The organism is Brassicibacter mesophilus (assembly GCF_050433385.1).
Taxonomy (GTDB): Bacteria; Bacillota; Clostridia; order Tissierellales; family Proteiniboraceae; genus Brassicibacter; species Brassicibacter mesophilus.
The window spans coordinates 1-18,417 of the sequence record NZ_JBNPXI010000001.1; the positions used below are offsets into that span (position 1 = coordinate 1).

Sequence of the window (18,417 nt, forward strand, 5' to 3'; positions counted from 1 at the left end):
TTGCATAAAACACATTAGTTTACATTTAAAAATTCACTTCTACATCTATAGGTTCTTTCTACACCTCTTTTAATCATGAGTTTCGCAATTACCTAATATTTTCTATAGAAAATCAAAAAGTAACCTCAATCCCTATAGGGACGAAAGGTTACTTCCGCGGTTCCACCCTATTTGATACCAAAAGGTATCCACTTAAGTTAAAGTGCTCAGAAGCTCCATTCACTAAGAAATCACATTAGGCTTGCACCCTTCCTAACTCGCTGTAGAGATTTGGTTAGCTACTTTCTTCCTCATTGCAACATAATAATTACTATAGTACATAATTTAGCAGATAACTTTAATGTTGTCAATACTACTCATTATCAATATTTTGTTCAGAATCATTATCTAAATTAGAGCCATTTCTATCTTCTCTTTTAACAGCTTTTTTTACTTTATCTACTGTCTTTTCTGCCATTGAATTAATATCAACTACTTCGCCGTCTTCTTTCGTTATTTCAATACTACATTTTGCTAACACTGCAGCTGTCAACCCAAACGCTGCCATAGGAGCAGCCAATAACGCTCCAATCACTCCAGCAGTAACTGGAATATTTACTATTATTTCTCCATCCTTTTTAATAGTAATCTTAGTTACATTTCCTTTTCTAAGTGCTTCTTTAAGTTTGTCAATAATTACATCGCCTTTGCTAGAAATGTTCTCACTCCAAGTCCCCTGGTTTTGCTCGATATCAATTAATGCTTCAACAACGCTACCATTATGTTTTTCTAGTATTTCTTTTGCATCCTTATAGCTTAATCCAGTTCTTTCTCTTATGGTATCAATTTTCTCTAGACTAATTTCCATCCTAATACCTCCATTTTTTATTTTTCTAGGGCATGTATAAACTCTAGCGACTTAAAATTTCTTTTCTCAATACGAGAAAAAACATATTTCATTAGTATTTTTTCAATTTTATTTATCTCGTCATCTGCTAATTTTACTTCATTTATATCATTTAGTGGTGTATATAATAATTCTTCTAATTTTAATAGAGTGTTTCGATTTATAGTATCACCATACAAATCATTTTTTAGGCATTTTTCACACACTATACCGCCATGAGTAGTACTAAATTTTATGTTATTATTAGTTTGTCCTCCACATAAAACACAGCTTCCTAGATGTGGTCTATAGCCGATAAAACTAATATATTTCAATTTAAAGGCTAAAGTAAGTTTTTTATATCCTTGCTTTGTATCAGAAAGAACCTTGAGCGCTTTTACGAGCATTTCAAATAGCTTTTCATTAGACTCTTCTTCCGATATACCTGCATCAATAAGCTCTATCATGTATGTAGCATATGCAAGCTTATGCAAATCCTCTCTTAATCCATAATAAGAATTCAACACTTCTCCTTGATTTATATGATAAAAGTTCTTACCTTGATACAGCAAAAAATTGCTATAGCAAAAAACCTGTGTACTAGCAACCAAACTGCTTTTTGGACTTCTTGCTCCTTTTGCTATAGCCTGTATCTTACCGTTTTTTTTCGTAAATATTGTGAGTATTTTATCTGACTCATCGTATTTAGTTTGACGTAATACTAATCCTTCAGTGGTTACAAACATTTATTCACCTCAAGTTAAAATCCCTGCAGTAACTTCTCTTCACGAATTTTATTTCCTTCTATCTTAATATCTTTACTTATCACTACTTCTTCAATTTCTTTATAATAAAGATATGCATCCACATTACCTGTAACTTCAAATATTTGCCACATTTCATTCAATAGCATTATATTTCCCTCCTATAATAGACTATTTATATATTAGTTTATTACTAGATTGCATTTTTAATACAATGCAAATTGTGCTATTTAATACAAAATGAACAAAATGTGCTTTTACATTATCTGTATCCAAAATATTTTATAAGCTTTTCTTTCTCTCTCCAGTTTTTTTCTACTTTAACCCATAAAGTAAGAAATATTTGGCTACCTAAGAGATTTTCAATATCTAGTCTTGCACTTTTCCCTATACCCTTAAGCTTTCTTCCGCCTTTCCCAATGATAATTCCTTTATGTGATTCTCTTTCACAATATATAGTGGCATTTATATCAATAATATTTTTATTTTCTCTTTGCTTTATCATATCAATTCCAACTGCTATACCATGGGGCACTTCTTCATCTAAGTAGTTTAATGCTTTTTCTCTGATGATTTCCGAGACTATTTGTCTTTCGGGCTGATCTGTTATCATGTCTTCTGGAAAATATTTCGGTCCTTCTGGTAGCATGTCTACTATAACTCTGAGTAGCCTATCAACACCTAAGCCTTCCTGTGCAGAAATAGGGATTATATCTTTAAAAATGTCATACTGACTGTAATTTTCAATAATTTGTGTGACTTCTTCATTTTTCAATTTATCTATTTTGTTAATTACTAATATTTTAGGTGTAGATATATTTTGAATTTGCTCCATTATAAACTTATCCCCAGGTCCTATTTCAGTACTTTCATCTACAAGCCATAGTATTACATCAACTTCATTAAGTGTTTCTTTTGATACATTCACCATATATTCCCCTAGCTTGTTTTTAGGCTTATGTATTCCAGGAGTATCTAAAAATACTATTTGCTCATTATCACCAGTGTAAACACATTGAATTCTATTTCTTGTTGTTTGTGGCTTATCTGAAATGATAGCAATCTTTTCTCCGATTATTCGGTTTAGTAGCGTAGACTTTCCTACATTTGGTCTCCCAATTATTGTTGCAAATCCTGATTTGTATATCATTGTTTTCACTCCTATTTATCTTCTTTCTCCAAATCCTCAGGTCCAAAGCTATAAGGTAACAGCTCATCAAGCTTATACATTTTATACTCATTCTCATTCTTGGCTATAATTATCGTTGCATCTCTGCCAAATTCTCTAATCACCTGCCTACACACACCACATGGATAGGTAAATTGTTCTGGATTACCTACAACAGCAATAGCTTCAATATCTTGCTCTCCTTCAGACACAGCTTTTGATATAGCCGTTCTCTCAGCACATATAGTTGGAGTATACGAAGCTGACTCAATATTGCATCCAGTATATATATTTCCGCTTTTTGTCAATAAAGCAGCTCCTACTTTAAACCCTGAATATGGAACATATGCTTTATCTTGAGCTTCAAGAGCTTTTTTAATTAATTGTTTTGCATCCATATAATCACCCCCTATTTTATCTCAATAGATGGACTAATTCTAGTTACTTGAATCCAGGTTACTCCAGGATTTAGTTTTAGTTCTTCTCCTGTTTCATCATAATATATTGTTTTACTATTAATAGATTCTTTACTCCATGTTATATTTTTTGCTTTGCCATTAGTTATATACATTCCTTTTCCTTTACCTACAAGCTGTATATCCAGTCGCCCTTCACTATCTAATAACTTTGTCTTCGCTTCTTGAATAATTATATTTTTAGCAATTATTTGAGTTTCATCAAATTCATCTACGTGTAATTTTCCATCTTTATATCTATTGTATACTTTAGCTTCACTGTCATATACATACTTAGTAGTGTTATCTGAATTATAGTTAATCACTATATTCTCTGCCTTAGCACCTTCAATGTCTAGATCACTTTCGTTAAATTTCAATACTTTAAAGTTGCTATCTTGTTTATATTTCAATCTATTTTGCTCTTTTCTTATAGCTTCCATACTTGTATAAAGATTGTTTGGCTCTTTCTTGCCTGTTTTCTTATATCTCCAAAAGGCACCGCTATAAAGTCCATCTATATCAGCAATCTTATACTTTTTAACGTCTGCTTTGGCTGCTTCACTTCCTCCACATCTTACATAGATTGGATCATATTCTAGAAGCGTTGTTATAAAATAAGGTCGTGCACTTCTAACAGGCCCGATAAGTTCAGGCTCATTAACTAAGAATACTCCCATATATCTAGTATATGGAGCCTCAACTAAGAATTCATACACAATTTCAGCTTGGCTCAATCCTGACTGCCATCTCGCTCTTGGGTGATTATCAAACATAATTGCAACTGGTCTTCGTTCCACTTTGCTCTTTTCTACAATAATACCACTAAATGGAGAGATAACTCCATCTTTTATTTCATTTTCTTCTATGCCGGTTGATTCATCACCAATATCATCTTCACTTTTAGTTTCATTATCTACAATGTTATCTGCTGGAATTTCACCTTTATTCTCTTTATTAGAACATGCTGTAATGCTCATTACAATAATTAAAATAAAAGCCAATAGTATACTATATTTTTTAGACATTGACTTTCCCCCTTTTGTATTTTTGAGATAAACTACTCTTTTTCAATAATGCTCTTCACTTCAATCATTCTAATTCTTCTGTTGTGCACCTTTGTTACTGCCATTTTCAAGTTATCATAAGTAACTACATCACCTTGTACTGGAACTCTTCCAAGAGTACTAAATACAAATCCTCCTAATGAATCAAAGTCCTCTTCAGGTAAATCCACATCAAAAATCTCATTTATTTCTTCTAATGAAACTTCTGCTTTTACTAAAAATGTATTCTCACTTATCTTTTCTATCAAATCTATTTCACTATCAAATTCATCGAGTATATCGCCAACTATTTCCTCTAGAATATCTTCGATAGTAACAAGGCCCTCTGTTCCGCCATATTCATCGAGTACTATAGCCATATGTATCTTTTTCTGCTGAAGCTCCTTTAATAGCTGACTAACTTTTTTTGTTTCAGGAACGTAATATGCTGTTCTCATAAGCTCTGTAATAGGCTTTTCTTCTATCCTTTTATCTTTAAATGATGCAAATGGTAACAAATCTTTAGCATATATTACTCCAGTTATATTATCTATTGTATCTTTAAAAACAGGTATTCTTGAATGGCCATATGTTATTATTAACTCAAGAGCATCTTGCATCCCCTCATCTTCAGATATAGCTATTATATCAATCCTTGGAACCATAACCTCGGTTACATCTATATCATCAATCTCAAATATTCCTTCAATCATCTCTTTCTCCTGATGTTTTAATATACCTTCTTCTTCACCAACATCTACTAATGACCTAATTTCCTCTTCAGTAACAAAAGGAGTGCTCGACAATACTTCGCCGCCCATCATCTTAATAATTGCATTTGTAATGCTGGTTAAAACTAGTAGAATAGGTTTGAATATAAAAGATAATAGTTCTAATGGTCTTGCAACTTTAACCGCAACTTTAACAGGATTTTGAGCTGCATAGGATTTTGGTGTTATCTCCCCAAATACTAAAATTAGCACAGTCATAGTTAGTGTAGCAATAAAAGTTGAGCTTTGCCCCTTAAAAATCACTCCAGTCAATTCAGTTAAAATTGCCGTAGCGGCAATATTAACAAGATTATTACCAATAAGAATAGTAGATAATATGTCTCCAGTTTTTCTTTTTACACGCTTTAAAATATTAGCGGACTCTTCATCATGTTCTCTTAGTTGCCTTATTTTTGCTATTGTAATTGATGTTATAGCTGTTTCAGAACTTGAAAATAATGCAGAAAAAAATAGCAGAATTGCAACTATTCCAAATCGAATATATATATTAACACCAGACAAGATTATCCCTCCAATTACCCAATTGCCTGAAAGACTAGTACAGTAATAAGTATTCCTAATAATGCGCCAGTAAATACTTCAAAAAAAGAGTGTATCTTAACTTCCACACGACTTTCTGCGACCAAAAAGGCAATAAGATAGCTTAATGTGGCCAGAAAAGTGTTTTGTGCCATAAATGTAATTGCTGTTGCAATTGAAAATGCTATTGCAGAATGTCCACTAATTTTACCACCTCTAAAAGGAGTACCAGTTTGTGTTTTAGTCTTAATTGATATAGTTAAAATTATTACTAGTATTATGCTTATAAAAGTTAAATGTATCGGCGAATTACTGATTTTATATATGATATGTTCTGTAAATGGACTAACTCTATCAAAAAAAAGCAGATATGCAACAACTACAGCATTAGCTGCTGCAATCAAAACTGCACCAGCAGCTACGTTCTTTGCTATCTCTGCCAATGGATGATATTTTGTTGTAAAAATATCTATCGATTTTTCAATTGCAGTATTTATCATTTCGGCAATTATTACTAGAGAAATAGTAAAAAATAATAATAGTAGCTCAATTCTACTAAAATTAAAAAATAGACTTAAAGACAAAACAAAAAAAGCTGCAATAAAATGAATTCTCATATTTCTTTGAGTTTTTAAAGTATATATTATCCCCGAAACAGCATAGTTAAAGCTATCAATTAGTTTTCTAACTTTCATGCAAACACCTTATTCTGTTTATTTTTTGAAAATACCAAGATTTTTCATCACCAGTTTTTCTTTTTCCCTCATTACAATCTTATCTGCTTCATTAATATGATCATATCCTATAAGGTGAAACATACTATGTGCTGTTAAGTAAGCAATTTCTCGTTCTAATGAATGTCCAAATTCTCTTGCTTGTCTTTGAGCTGTCTCTAGTGAAATCACAATATCTCCCAATAAAGGTGTATAAGGAACGTTAAAATTATCCTCCTCTCCCATAGGAAAAGATAAGACATCAGTTGATCTGTCAATATTTCTATACTCATTATTTAAGATTCTTATCTCTTCATCATCTACGAAAGTAACACTGACCTCATAATTTATTGATTTATTATCAACATTCATGCATTCTATCGCAACATTTTCGATTAACTCGGCTATATTATCATCTATTTGGAATTTATCTTGAGAATTTTCTATTACTATCTGCATCTAATTGCCTCCTTTAAGCTCAGCTAAATCTAGTTTAGGATATTCTATTCTTTCATGAAAAATGCCCATTAATACATTAACAAAAGAATTAGCAATAGTACTTAAATCTTTTAATGTCAGGCCACATTCATCAAGCTGTCCGTCGTTCAATTTATCTTTAATTATTTGTCTAACAAGACCTTCAATTTTGCCTTTAGTTGGTTCACGCATAGCTCTTACTGCCGCTTCTACAGAATCTGCTAGCATAACAATAGCAGCTTCTTTAGTTTGTGGCTTAGGTCCATCATATCTAAAAGTATCTGGCTTAACTGAATTTGCATTGTCTCCGTTTAATGCTTTATGATAAAAATATGCAACTAAAGTTTCGCCATGATGTTGTTGAATTATATCTCTAATTTGCATTGGCAATTTATACTTCTGAGCAAATTCTACTCCATCTTTTGTATGATTAGTAATTATTAAAGTACTTAAGCTTGGATTTATCTTGTCATGAGGGTTTTCCCCATTTAGTTGATTTTCCTTGAAAAAATATGGTCTTTTTAGCTTCCCTACATCATGATAGTATGCACCTACTCTAGCAAGTAAAGGACTGCCATCTACAGCTTCTGCTGCAGTTTCGCTAAGATTTCCAACTACTATACTGTGATGATACGTACCAGGCGCTTCAAGCAATAATTTCTTTAGTAATGGCTGATTGGGATTTGATAATTCTAGCAGCTTAAGAGGCGTTAATATCCCAAACAGACTCTCCCATAATGGTAGAGATCCAATAGTTAGTATCGCACTAAAAAGTCCGTTTAATGCACCATATATGCACCTGCTTATGAGTTCATGCAACTCTAAGTTATAAATTAAACCAAAAGCTGTTATAATTAAAATATTTATTCCACTCACTAGCAGTCCAGTAAGTAAAATATTGTATCGCTGGTGTGTATTTATTACCGCAAATACGCCAGCTGTTCCACCAATTAAAAGTGGAATAATCATGTTTAAGTCATTAGAGGTTATTGTGCCAATAATTACAGATAAAATTAAATTAGTAAGTATAGCAAGCTTTGGATTAATAAGTAAAGAAATCAGCATTGTTGCTGTAGAAATTGGTACTAGATATCCGGAAATTCCATAAATACTTTTAGAAATAATTATTATTGATAATATTATAATAGAAAGAATAAGTAAGAGTTTTGAATTATAAAGAACCTTCTTATCAAAAATATATAAATACGCAATAATTATCATTTCAAATATAAGTATTATGATTAATGTTCCAAAAATTATACTATAATCAAAGCCTTCAGCTTCTTTAATTAGCCCCGATTTTTTTATTAGAGAAAAAGCTTTCTGGTCTATTATCTGCTTTTGTTCAACTATAATTTGCCCTTCTTTTATAACTACATCTGGAACCTGTTCTGCAGCTTCTTTCTTTTTTTGTTGAGTAGTTTCAATATCAAGAAACCAGTTTGGCCTAATAGTTAAATTGATAATACTAATTCCTAAAGTTTTTGCATCGTTTGATAGGTTTTCAAGATTATCAAAGTTTTTAGCAACATTCTGCTTTTCGTATTCAAGTTCCTCTTCTTTTATACCAAACCCCATTATTTGAGTTACTATCTCATAAATATTGCTTTCTAAAGTCAAAAGAGACTCATCAGATAACCTGATTGCTGCATTATAATCATTCTCAGTAAGTTTTATATTAGATTGCTGTTCTAGTAGTGCTGCTTTCTTAACCAATGTTATTTCTTCCATATTTTGTATTTCTTTAGTTAATTCAAAAAATTTCTTGATTTCATTCTTTACTTTTACTTGTATTGATGTATCCACTCTATATCTTGACTCAACTCTATCCATAGCCTCTTGTTTAAGTCTTTCAGTTGCATTTTCGTCTATTATATCTTTTGTAGCTCTTATATCATCAGGAGCAACATCACCTATCTTTACAGTAATTTTCTCAGGCGCAATATTACCAACAGTAATTAAATACAGTGATATGGTAAATACAATCCCTATAATAATCTGTTTTACAACAGTCTTACTGAAAAAAGATGCTATTTTTCCTTTTATCGGTTTGTCCATTTTCTTCATAAATTGGAGCATGAAATTCCCTCCACATGGTCAATTTTATATTACTCTTTGATATTATCCTCGTATTTCTCGTATGCTTCAATAATGCGCTGAACCAGTTGGTGCCTTACAACGTCTTTTTTAGATAAATACACAAAATCTATTCCTCTAACATCATCAAGTATCTCCGTTACCTTTTTTAGTCCAGAGCTTTTCCCTCTAGGAAGATCTATTTGTGTAATATCTCCAGTAATTATTGCTTTTGAACCAAAGCCTAGTCTTGTAAGAAACATTTTCATCTGCTCACTAGTAGTATTTTGTGCTTCATCAAGAATAATAAAAGAAGAATCTAAAGTTCTTCCTCTCATATATGCTAAGGGGGCTACTTCAATCAATCCTCTTTCCATGTATTTAGAATATGTTTCAGCACCAAGTATATCAAAAAGTGCATCGTAAAGTGGTCTTAAATATGGATCTACTTTTTCTTGAAGATCTCCAGGCAAAAAGCCAAGACTTTCGCCAGCCTCAACAGCAGGCCTAGTAAGTATTATCCTATTTACTTCTTTATTTTTAAATGCATTTACAGCCATTGCCATTGCTAAATAAGTCTTGCCTGTACCAGCTGGTCCTATGCCAAATACAATACCATTACACTTTATTGAATTAATATATCTTTTTTGGCCAAGAGTCTTTGGTTTGACACTTTTCCCTGAAGCAGTTATGCATATAACTTCATTTAATAAATCCTTCATCTTATCTTCCTGTCCTTCTTGAACAAGCTGAATAGAGTAAAACACTTCTTGCTTACTAAGTCTTCCTTGCTTCTTTATTATATTTATCAAATTTAGAATAAGTTTCTCTACTAAAAAAACAATATTTTCATCACCTATTATTCTAAGTTCACCATCTCTTGAAACTATATCAACATTGAATTCTTTTTCAATAAGTTTAACATTTTCATCAAAATTACCAAACAGCTCTCTTGTATAGTCTCCGTCAAGTATTTTGATTCTTTTTTCATACGTCTCTTTTCCCAATATTAATCCTCCCAATAGCTTTGAATTTTTTCTTTTCGTCCTATTTCTTCTATTACTTCAACTCTTATTTCAGTTATCAGTACGTTATCTTCTATACTGTATTTAACATCTTTAGATAAGACTTGAGATCCAGTAGGTATTTTATTCATAATCTGTTGTACTCCTTTGACAGCAGTAATTTTCTTAAGAGCATCAACATTTTGAGTTACTCTTTTTATATTCACTTCTTTATAAATATGCGATATTATCTCAATAGGAAGCTCAAAAGCTTTTGTTTTCAGCAATTTCTTTGTCTTCTTATCTTCTATATAGTTAGTAAATGGAATATCTCCATTAAGTAATTGCAGTCTTTTATCCCCTATTTTTATTTCTTTTGCTGTAAAAACTCTTCCTGTCTCTTCTTTTATTGACTTGATAATAGGATCTTCAATGATTTCGCTGTACCATGTCCTGCCAAGTATCTTGCCATCAGAGTGTACAATAAGTGCATTTTCCATTCTTTCATCTTTAATTATTCCTGATATGAGAATCTGACCTTCTTTAACGATATCTCCTTTTTCAACTTGGCTTTTTCCATTTTTAGCATAGATTTTTTCTATAACAGCTTTTTTTTCTGCAACAATATTACAAGGTGTTTCATCATCAATCATCTCAGGAGGTACATCCTTCTCCTTTACTTCAACTATTAGCTTAGTACCTTTAATCTGTGCATGCGCATAAGAAAGTCCATCTATATTTGACAATATAACATTTTTTATCAAATCAGTATCAACCTTGCTCTTAGCTATGCCTGACTTAACATTTAGCAAAGCTAGCTGCTTGTTAATCTCATTATTTTTTATTCTTTTATTTCCTACTACATCTATCGACCATATAAAAGAAGTCAGATATAAGATTAACACGATAGCTACTACAGACCCTAAAAATAGCATCTTACGATACTTGAACTTATGAACAACAAAAGGGTATCCTCTTTTGTCCTTAATACTAACCCTGCAACCAACCTTTCTAACTACCTCTTTTAAATCTTTAAATCCATTTATACTTATTTTGGCTTCTAGAGTAGTATAGTCCAGTCTCACTATATCCCACAAAAATATATCTTTAGCGATAGAAAGATTTATAAATTTCTCAAGTGTAAGTCCTTCAATTTTTATAATAACATATCCACGAAAATAATTCCATATTCTTATAACAAGCAAGCTTAACACTCCTTATTCAGAAAATTCAACCATATCTATTTCACCTACAACAGCTATTTCTTCAGATACAATGCTTCTAATAAACATATCTTTACCAGTTATTCTTAATATCCCACTATTGGTATTTATTCTAATTCTTTGTTTCCCATATTCAATTATACCTTTATGATTTTCAATATAAACTTGCAAATTGCCAATCATAACTATTTTAGGCAAATCTAACACAATATCCTTAGGCAATTCAAGAATATCAGAAACATTAGACTTAATTTCATTTACTTTCTTCTTCACCTATAGCCCTCCTTCATATATAAAATTTATGCTTGTTATAACTTTTGTATTACTTATTATATGTAATTTTGAAACATCACAACATGAAAAAGGAGAGTACTGCGTTGCGCAGTAAACTCTCCTTTATTACTAATCATTCGTGTAAAATGTTAAATTTCTATATCTACAAAAATAGGAAAATGATCTGAATAATCCACTTTTTCCAACTTATATCTTTTGATTTTTACATCTTTATTTAAAAATATATAGTCTATTCTGAGATTATTTCTAAAGACATTTAATGTGTTTTGATAGCTATTTATAGTTTTATCTCCAGTATCATTTAACCGATTTTGAAGATAGATTATATTAGGGTCACTTGCTAACGAATTAAAATCTCCAGCCATAATTAGATTATCTTCATAGATATCTATATAATCTTTGATTACATTAAATTGCTTGATTCTCTCTTCAGCATCAAGTCCTAGATGTGTCACAAAAACATTAACTCTCAAATCATCTACTAGAACTACACATCTCAATAACCCTCTTGTCTCTTTGCCTTGAAGCTTAATATTCTGTGTATCAATTATAGGATATTTACTCAAAATTCCATTACCATATTCACCTTTAAGAATACTCCTGTTTGGTCCAAAATAATAATGCATAGACAGCTTGTCCCCAAGCTCTTTCAACTGATTTCTGAAATTAGTTCTTGTAGCATTTTTATCAACTTCTTGTAGTGCTATGATATCAGGATTATGTTGTTTTATAAGCTCCTTAATAAGTTCAAACCTATCATTCCCAGCCTTATCTTTACCGTGATGCATATTGAAGGTCATAACTCTTAATTCTTTTTTTTCTGTAGAGTATCCTTTAGTAATTATGTCATAAGGTATTGCACTAACCAACTCTTCGGTCTTTGAAGTATAGCCAGATATCACTTTTATCCTGTCGTCTCCAGTAAAATTTGTATTATTATTTGATATAACAAATTCATTATATTCTATTCCATCTTCATTAATTACTCCATAATAATCTTTATTAACAATTGCCTTAGTCTGACCTTCATTAGAACTAATATAAGCGTTAACCATTTTCACATTAGTAGGAGTTAGTATTCGTATATATATCTTTCCATTATTTCTAATAGACTTCAATACTATATTGGGTTGAGAGAAAGCATCTGAAAACATGGAAAAGCTACAAAAGAACATAATAATAAATAGGAAACTAGAAACTACTTTTTTAAACATATGCTCTCCCCCTTTTAAATTTTCTTAAAATTCTGTTAAATATATTTTAGCATACTCTGAATCGGATAACAATTATTTCTCAATAAAAGAAAACCTGAACACTTTCGTATTCAGGTTTCCATTATTTTAAATATTGCCTCGCTATTTTATTAACTAAGCTTCCATCAGCTCTACCTTTAACCTTAGGTAAAACATTTGACATGATTTTTCCTATATCTTTCGCTGTATTTGCACCAACTTCATCAATAGCAGCTTTAACTATCTCGTCAAGTTCAGCTTCAGTCAATTGTAGTGGTAAGTACTCAAGTAGAATCTCAATTTCTTTTTCAGTAAGCTCAACTAAATCTTGTCTCTGACCTTTTTGAAAGTCCTCAACAGCATCTTTTTTCTGCTTAACTTGCTTAGAAATTATGTCGATGATACTTTCATCATCTAATTCTACTCTTTCATCAACTTCTTTCTGCTTTACAGCTGCTCTTATCATAGTAACAACGTCTTTACGTGTCTTATCCCTGTTTCTCATAGAAGTTTTCAAGTCATCCATCAATTTCTCTTTAAGGGACATAATTTTCACCTCTTATCTGGTTCTACTATTTTTTCTTCTTGCAGCCTCAGATTTTTTCTTACGCTTTACGCTCGGCTTTTCATAATGCTCTCTTTTTCTAACTTCAGCTAAAACGCCAGCTCTTGCACACTGTCTTTTAAATCTTTTTAGAGCATTATCTAAAGATTCGTTTTCCCCGATTCTTATTTCTGACATTCAATTCTCCCTCCCCTCAACCACTACAACAAGTCTTTACTATACTATATGCAGTAAGTGGAATTCGGCACTAGATTATTATACATTAAAAATTTGTTTTATGCAACTGTAATTTTAGCCTGGAGGCCATTGCATCTGCCTTCCTCCCAATAAATGAAAATGCAAATGAGGAACCGTCTGTCCACCTTCCTCACCATAATTGTTCACAATCCTATATCCTTTTTTATCAAGACCCTTTTCTTTAGCAATTTTATTTATTACACTAAAGATATGGCTTATAATGTCACCATTATTATCGATTCCTATTATAGAAGGTATATGCTCCTTTGGAATAATCAAAATGTGGACAGGAGATTGTGGGGTTATGTCATTAAAAGCTATTACCTTGTCATCTTCATATATTTTGCTAGTAGGTATATCTCCTTTAACAATGCTACAAAAAATACAATCTGACACCCATTTCACCTCCTTATAACAACATACAATTTTAATATTCAACAAAAATACAAAAATTCCTCTAATTAAAATTTATTTCTCCAATTAAATTTTCATCTTCTATATGATTAATCCTAACTAGAAGTATCTCTCCTTCTAGCGAGACCTCTCCTTTACATAAAACCCTAATATAATTAGTTGTATATCCCTCAATAAAGCCAATTTTATTTTTCGACTCTTCTTCAAATAAAACATCAAGTTCAGCGTCTATGAAATGAGTTATAAACGATTTTGTCAATCTTTCTCCAATTTCTATAAGCTTTTTACTTCTATCGTGCTTAATACTTGATGGAACTTGGTTTTTATGCTTTGCAGCCGGTGTCCCTTTCCTAGGTGAATATGAAAATACATGTATTCTAGAAAAACCAATATCTTCAACAAACTTACATGTTTGAGAAAACTCTTCTTCTGTTTCACCAGGAAATCCAACTATAATATCGGTAGTTAATCCAGCATTAGGCATATATCTTTTTATTAATTCTGCAATTTCTTTATATTGTTCAGTAGTATATTTTCTATTCATTCTTTTTAATACCGTATCACTACCACTTTGTAATGACAAATGGAAATGATCACAAACCTTCGATAGGTTAGATAATCTTTGCATGAATTCTTCAGTAATAAGTGTAGGTTCAATAGAACCAAGTCTAATCCTTTCTATTCCTTCTATTTCATGCACCTTTTCTATAACATCGATAAGTCTAATTTCTCCTAAGTCTTTACCATAAGACGCAATGTGAATACCGGTTAGAACAACCTCTTTGAATCCATTATCAGCTAATTTCTGAACTTCATTTGTGATATTTTCTATTCTTCTACTTCTAATGGGACCTCTAGCATATGGAATAATACAATATGAACAATATTGATTACACCCTTCCTGTATTTTAAGGAAAGCTCTCGTTTTTCCCTTTACTTCTTCAATTTTCATCTCTTCAAATTCTCTTATAGCCATGATATCAGAAACTGCGTTTATTTTTTTTCGCTCGTTTGATACTTCCTCACATAGTTCTACTATCCTTTTTCTTTCATTTGTCCCAAGTATGATATCCACTTGTTCAATTTTTAAAACTTCATCAGGTGATGTCTGAGCATAGCAGCCAACAACTGCAATTATTGAATCATCATTTTTGCTCTTAGCTCTTCGAATAAACTGTCTTGATTTTTTATCTCCTAGGTTAGTGACTGTACACGTATTTATTACATATACATCAGCATACTCTTCATGGTCAACGATCTTATAACCTTCTTTTTGGAACAATTCAGCCATTGCTTCTGTCTCGTATTGATTGACTTTACATCCTAAAGTGAATATGGCTACGGTTTTTTTGCGTTTATTTTTATGTTTATTTTTTATTTCATCAGGTTTTAACCTGTTTTTTTCATTACTATTACTTGCCATTACAGTAGCTTTCCTCCTAAAACTAATATTTATTATAAAAATTACGATATTTAACTATTAATAATCCTTACAAATAGTATTACCATTGGACACAAATTCCATTACGTCCTCTACATTACAATCAAGAGATGTACATATTTTTTCTAATAACATTAATGCGACATATTCATTTTCGCCTAGCTTGGCCAAAGTATAATTACTAATTCCAACCATATCTCGGAAACCTGTTGTATTTTAAGTGATTTCCACAGTCTATTATACGATGCAATCATAGGTGCACCTCATAAAGAATAAGTTACCACACAGATTCTATAATGTCAAAATAATATTTCAAGAACTTAGAATATATTGATAGCATCTTAGTATTATATGTGGATATTATTCTATTCAAAATAATAAGCTTATTATTGCTATAGAAAAAACAATTTATCTACCATAATATATATGTGTTTATATATATACAGTATTTGTATTTGCATTAATATATTACAATATTATAAAATAACTATAGTATTTAGAATATTATTGTTGTTTACAAAAACATACTAAAATCAGTGCTATCCTATAAACTTTACTTAAAGTCATAGATGTACTACATATGATTGATAACTAGCTTATTCTTTAACCTTACTCCTCGTAACTTATTTCTGCTAATGTCCCGAGGCTTAGCAACGTCGGCCTTTTTCCCTATACTTTCTTTCCAGTGCCTGCTAAGCCTTTGTTATAGAAAGTGATGACGCTTTTCCTCTATAATCCTTCGCGTAATAAGAAAGATGCGACATGCCTAAAACCAAAATTATGTTGCTTCAGTTCTACAAATTAGAAATTATTTCGCACATGCTTGTACAAATTTAATAGGGACATCCATTTTTTTTGCTGTTTCTTCCACAGTAAGTCCACTATCTAAAAAGCGTTTACATACGGTTTTCAAGTTTTCGCCAACTTCTATAATATGCTTGTCTAAATCATAGAAACGAACCACTCTTTGTCCCCATCTATGTTCATAAACAGGATGTACGTATTCAATGTATTTAAGAGTATTTAGTTTTTCAATAAAGCTGTCAAAATTATCTTCTTCAAAATACAGTTCAGCATCGTTGCCATTAAAAATTATTTCATTATCATTTTTCTGAATGAACTCTTTCCAACTTTCTTTTGTTTGCAGAGCAACTCCACCAGTTAAAGTGACATTAGCTCCAAAGTCCATAATAACCCTTAATCCTAAAACATCTTTATAGAATATTTTTGATTTCTCCATATCGGTTACAACCAACATAGGATTCTTAAATTTCATAAAATATCTTCCTTTCAAATTTCAATTTATTGAATTGTTTACATCATTCATATGTCGCATTTTTCAACAAATACCTCATAAATAGCTTCTCAAATATATTATCTATATTTTTAACTTCTTACTTTATCAAACAAGGCCAAAAAATAGCCCCCATGTCATCATTTACTATAACATTCTTACAGTTTATAGTGTTCTGTGCATCCTTTGTAGGATGGTGTATACTGTACGTTAACTGACATTCGTCTCCTTCTTATTCATTAGCTAACAAGATATCCAACATTTTGCTCGTATTATTCATAAATCTTTTTGTAATTTGATAATGATCAGTATCTTCGTACTCAATTTCTTTAAATCCATCATCTAAACTATAAATTATCGAGTTTGGATAGGACATAATTATTGGCGAATGGGTAGCTATTATAAATTGTGAATCCTTTTTAACAAGTTCATGTATTCTACTAATTAAAGTCATTTGTCTTGTTGGTGATAAAGCAGCCTCAGGTTCATCAAAAATATATATTCCGTTTCCACCTAATCTGTTTAATATTACGGACATGAAAGATTCACCATGTGATTGATTATGTAAAGATTTGCCACCATACGAATCGATAATTCTTGCCCCTACACCACCTTGATCTAACTCTTGAATGTTAGAAGCAACATTGTAAAAACTCTCTGCTCTTAAGAAGAAGCCATCTTTAGCCCTTCTTGTTCCCTTAACTAATTTGATATACTCATATAATTTTGAATGTGTTTGAACTGTTGAGAAATTAAAATTTTTTGTTCCACCTTCAGGATTGAACCCATATGCAATTGCAATCGCTTCTAATAAAGTTGATTTTCCACTTCCGTTTTCTCCGATTAAAAAAGTAACATTGGGATGTAAATCTATGTTATCTAAATGTCCTACTGCTTTGAGTGAGAATGGATAAGTATCAAAGTTCTCAACATCATCTCGTCTTAGCATAATCTTCCTTATGTATTGTTGAAAAGTATCATCAATCATTTTAATACCTCCATTTTTACTATGTACAGAATGTTAGTTAATATTTGTATTCTCGAATCGTATCGTGAATACTCATTTACAGTTGTATCAATTACACATTATATCACAAATTAGTAAAATATAGACATGACTAAATTATTCTTTTATGTACAAGCCTACTTTGACTTGTACTTATTTATTTCAAATAAGCTGTTTAGGTTTAATATACTTAACTGGTAACTAATCATTTGAAAAAGACTTGATTAGCTTGTCCATGTTCTCTATTATTATCGCTACTCCCTTTCTTTTCGTAAGTAAATAATATCATTTAGGGAATCTAATTACCAACTTTATTAATATAGTTTCCCATACCTTCCAGCTCGTCTTTCCTGATTAATTTCTGCTTTGTCATAGTCATGTTCAACTCTATTAATCGTTATCAGTATGCTATCCACATAGAATCTAGCATCTATAAAACTTTTGCTAAAATCGTTGTAGTTAGCTTTCGATTCCAACTGTCCTTCCAATTTAGCTCTTTTTCTAATGTTATGATCTGCATATGAAGGAGATGTTTCAGATTGTATTCTCTATAGTTTTTGAACTATATAAGGAAAATAAATCAGTAAATAGAAAAGAAGTAGAAAAGCTTACTGATATAAGTCGGTCAGATGCGACTTCAATCTTAGAAGAGTTTCTAGATAGATGGTTAATTAAGAAAAAAGGCAATTCTGATACAACTATATATTTCTTAAATGAGAAAGACCACTAAATCAAAATAGTGGTCTTTTTGCCATCCACTCTATACTACACTGTGCAGGTATAGGAGCAATCATATTCACTTTAACTCTTAGGCGTCCTAGGGTGTAAAAAGC

General features: G+C 31.2%; 23 protein-coding genes and 1 other annotated feature. Of the genes, 1 reads left to right on the forward strand and 22 read right to left on the reverse strand.

What is annotated here, in order from left to right; translation table 11 throughout:
* Window positions 1-133: 133 nt before the first annotated feature.
* Window positions 134-303: a binding site (T-box leader), on the reverse strand.
* A gap of 49 nt (window positions 304-352) precedes the next feature.
* The 22 genes from HNR33_RS00005 to HNR33_RS00110 all read right to left on the reverse strand — a co-directional run bounded on the left by HNR33_RS00005 (window position 353) and on the right by HNR33_RS00110 (window position 18,072).
* Window positions 353-847 (reverse strand): DUF4342 domain-containing protein, encoded by a 495-nt coding sequence (locus tag HNR33_RS00005; protein ID WP_429079012.1) that lies wholly within the window; start codon window positions 845-847, stop codon window positions 353-355.
* A 17-nt stretch (window positions 848-864) separates the two neighbouring features.
* Window positions 865-1,611 carry a DNA repair protein RecO gene (recO, locus tag HNR33_RS00010; RefSeq protein WP_429079013.1) on the reverse strand — a complete coding sequence of 249 codons (747 nt, stop codon included), beginning with the start codon at window positions 1,609-1,611 and terminating at the stop codon, window positions 865-867.
* A gap of 14 nt (window positions 1,612-1,625) precedes the next feature.
* Window positions 1,626-1,778, reverse strand: a complete 153-nt coding sequence (locus HNR33_RS00015; protein ID WP_429079014.1) for a YqzL family protein — start codon at window positions 1,776-1,778, stop codon at window positions 1,626-1,628.
* A 113-nt stretch (window positions 1,779-1,891) separates the two neighbouring features.
* Entirely contained in the window at window positions 1,892-2,776 is an 885-nt protein-coding gene (gene era, locus HNR33_RS00020; protein WP_429079545.1) for a GTPase Era, read from the reverse strand.
* Window positions 2,777-2,790: 14 nt separating this feature from the next.
* Window positions 2,791-3,195 carry a cytidine deaminase gene (locus HNR33_RS00025; RefSeq protein ID WP_429079015.1) on the reverse strand — a complete coding sequence of 135 codons (405 nt, stop codon included), beginning with the start codon at window positions 3,193-3,195 and terminating at the stop codon, window positions 2,791-2,793.
* A gap of 11 nt (window positions 3,196-3,206) precedes the next feature.
* On the reverse strand, window positions 3,207-4,280 hold the full coding sequence (locus HNR33_RS00030) for a DUF3048 domain-containing protein (RefSeq protein ID WP_429079016.1): 1,074 nt from the start codon (window positions 4,278-4,280) through the stop codon (window positions 3,207-3,209).
* A 32-nt stretch (window positions 4,281-4,312) separates the two neighbouring features.
* A complete protein-coding gene (locus HNR33_RS00035) occupies window positions 4,313-5,590 on the reverse strand; it encodes a hemolysin family protein (protein ID WP_429079017.1) in 1,278 nt (425 codons plus the stop codon).
* Window positions 5,591-5,604: 14 nt separating this feature from the next.
* Window positions 5,605-6,303: a diacylglycerol kinase gene (locus HNR33_RS00040; protein ID WP_429079018.1), complete on the reverse strand. Its 699-nt coding sequence runs from the start codon at window positions 6,301-6,303 to the stop codon at window positions 5,605-5,607.
* 18 nt (window positions 6,304-6,321) lie between these two features.
* Entirely contained in the window at window positions 6,322-6,780 is a 459-nt protein-coding gene (gene ybeY, locus HNR33_RS00045) for an rRNA maturation RNase YbeY (protein WP_429079019.1), read from the reverse strand.
* Entirely contained in the window at window positions 6,781-8,877 is a 2,097-nt protein-coding gene (locus tag HNR33_RS00050) for an HD family phosphohydrolase (RefSeq protein WP_429079020.1), read from the reverse strand. It lies immediately after the preceding gene.
* 29 nt (window positions 8,878-8,906) lie between these two features.
* Window positions 8,907-9,881, reverse strand: coding sequence for a PhoH family protein (locus tag HNR33_RS00055; RefSeq protein ID WP_429079021.1), 975 nt, complete (start codon window positions 9,879-9,881; stop codon window positions 8,907-8,909).
* Window positions 9,882-9,883: 2 nt separating this feature from the next.
* The gene (gene yqfD, locus HNR33_RS00060) at window positions 9,884-11,083 is read right to left on the reverse strand and encodes a sporulation protein YqfD (protein WP_429079022.1); all 1,200 of its coding nucleotides are present in this window, start codon (window positions 11,081-11,083) and stop codon (window positions 9,884-9,886) included.
* Window positions 11,084-11,095: 12 nt separating this feature from the next.
* Window positions 11,096-11,374, reverse strand: a complete 279-nt coding sequence (gene yqfC, locus HNR33_RS00065) for a sporulation protein YqfC (RefSeq protein WP_429079023.1) — start codon at window positions 11,372-11,374, stop codon at window positions 11,096-11,098.
* Between the two features lie 149 nt (window positions 11,375-11,523).
* Window positions 11,524-12,609, reverse strand: coding sequence for an endonuclease/exonuclease/phosphatase family protein (locus HNR33_RS00070; RefSeq protein ID WP_429079024.1), 1,086 nt, complete (start codon window positions 12,607-12,609; stop codon window positions 11,524-11,526).
* A gap of 121 nt (window positions 12,610-12,730) precedes the next feature.
* Window positions 12,731-13,174: a GatB/YqeY domain-containing protein gene (locus tag HNR33_RS00075; protein ID WP_429079025.1), complete on the reverse strand. Its 444-nt coding sequence runs from the start codon at window positions 13,172-13,174 to the stop codon at window positions 12,731-12,733.
* 12 nt (window positions 13,175-13,186) lie between these two features.
* Window positions 13,187-13,369: a 30S ribosomal protein S21 gene (rpsU, locus tag HNR33_RS00080; RefSeq protein ID WP_429079026.1), complete on the reverse strand. Its 183-nt coding sequence runs from the start codon at window positions 13,367-13,369 to the stop codon at window positions 13,187-13,189.
* Window positions 13,370-13,483: 114 nt separating this feature from the next.
* Complete coding sequence (locus HNR33_RS00085) at window positions 13,484-13,825, reverse strand: histidine triad nucleotide-binding protein (RefSeq protein ID WP_429079027.1); 342 nt, start codon at window positions 13,823-13,825, stop codon at window positions 13,484-13,486.
* Window positions 13,826-13,886: 61 nt separating this feature from the next.
* Window positions 13,887-15,266 (reverse strand): tRNA (N(6)-L-threonylcarbamoyladenosine(37)-C(2))-methylthiotransferase MtaB, encoded by a 1,380-nt coding sequence (mtaB, locus tag HNR33_RS00090; protein WP_429079028.1) that lies wholly within the window; start codon window positions 15,264-15,266, stop codon window positions 13,887-13,889.
* A 57-nt stretch (window positions 15,267-15,323) separates the two neighbouring features.
* A complete protein-coding gene (locus HNR33_RS00095; protein WP_429079029.1) occupies window positions 15,324-15,479 on the reverse strand; it encodes a helix-turn-helix domain-containing protein in 156 nt (51 codons plus the stop codon).
* Window positions 15,480-16,092: 613 nt separating this feature from the next.
* Entirely contained in the window at window positions 16,093-16,560 is a 468-nt protein-coding gene (locus tag HNR33_RS00100; RefSeq protein ID WP_429079030.1) for a VOC family protein, read from the reverse strand.
* A gap of 250 nt (window positions 16,561-16,810) precedes the next feature.
* A complete protein-coding gene (locus tag HNR33_RS00105) occupies window positions 16,811-17,566 on the reverse strand; it encodes an AAA family ATPase (protein WP_429079031.1) in 756 nt (251 codons plus the stop codon).
* A 332-nt stretch (window positions 17,567-17,898) separates the two neighbouring features.
* Complete coding sequence (locus tag HNR33_RS00110) at window positions 17,899-18,072, reverse strand: hypothetical protein (RefSeq protein ID WP_429079032.1); 174 nt, start codon at window positions 18,070-18,072, stop codon at window positions 17,899-17,901.
* 32 nt (window positions 18,073-18,104) lie between these two features.
* Here HNR33_RS00110 and HNR33_RS00115 point away from each other — a divergent pair, with 32 nt between their 5' ends.
* Window positions 18,105-18,314, forward strand: a complete 210-nt coding sequence (locus tag HNR33_RS00115) for a hypothetical protein (protein WP_429079033.1) — start codon at window positions 18,105-18,107, stop codon at window positions 18,312-18,314.
* Window positions 18,315-18,417: the final 103 nt, after the last annotated feature.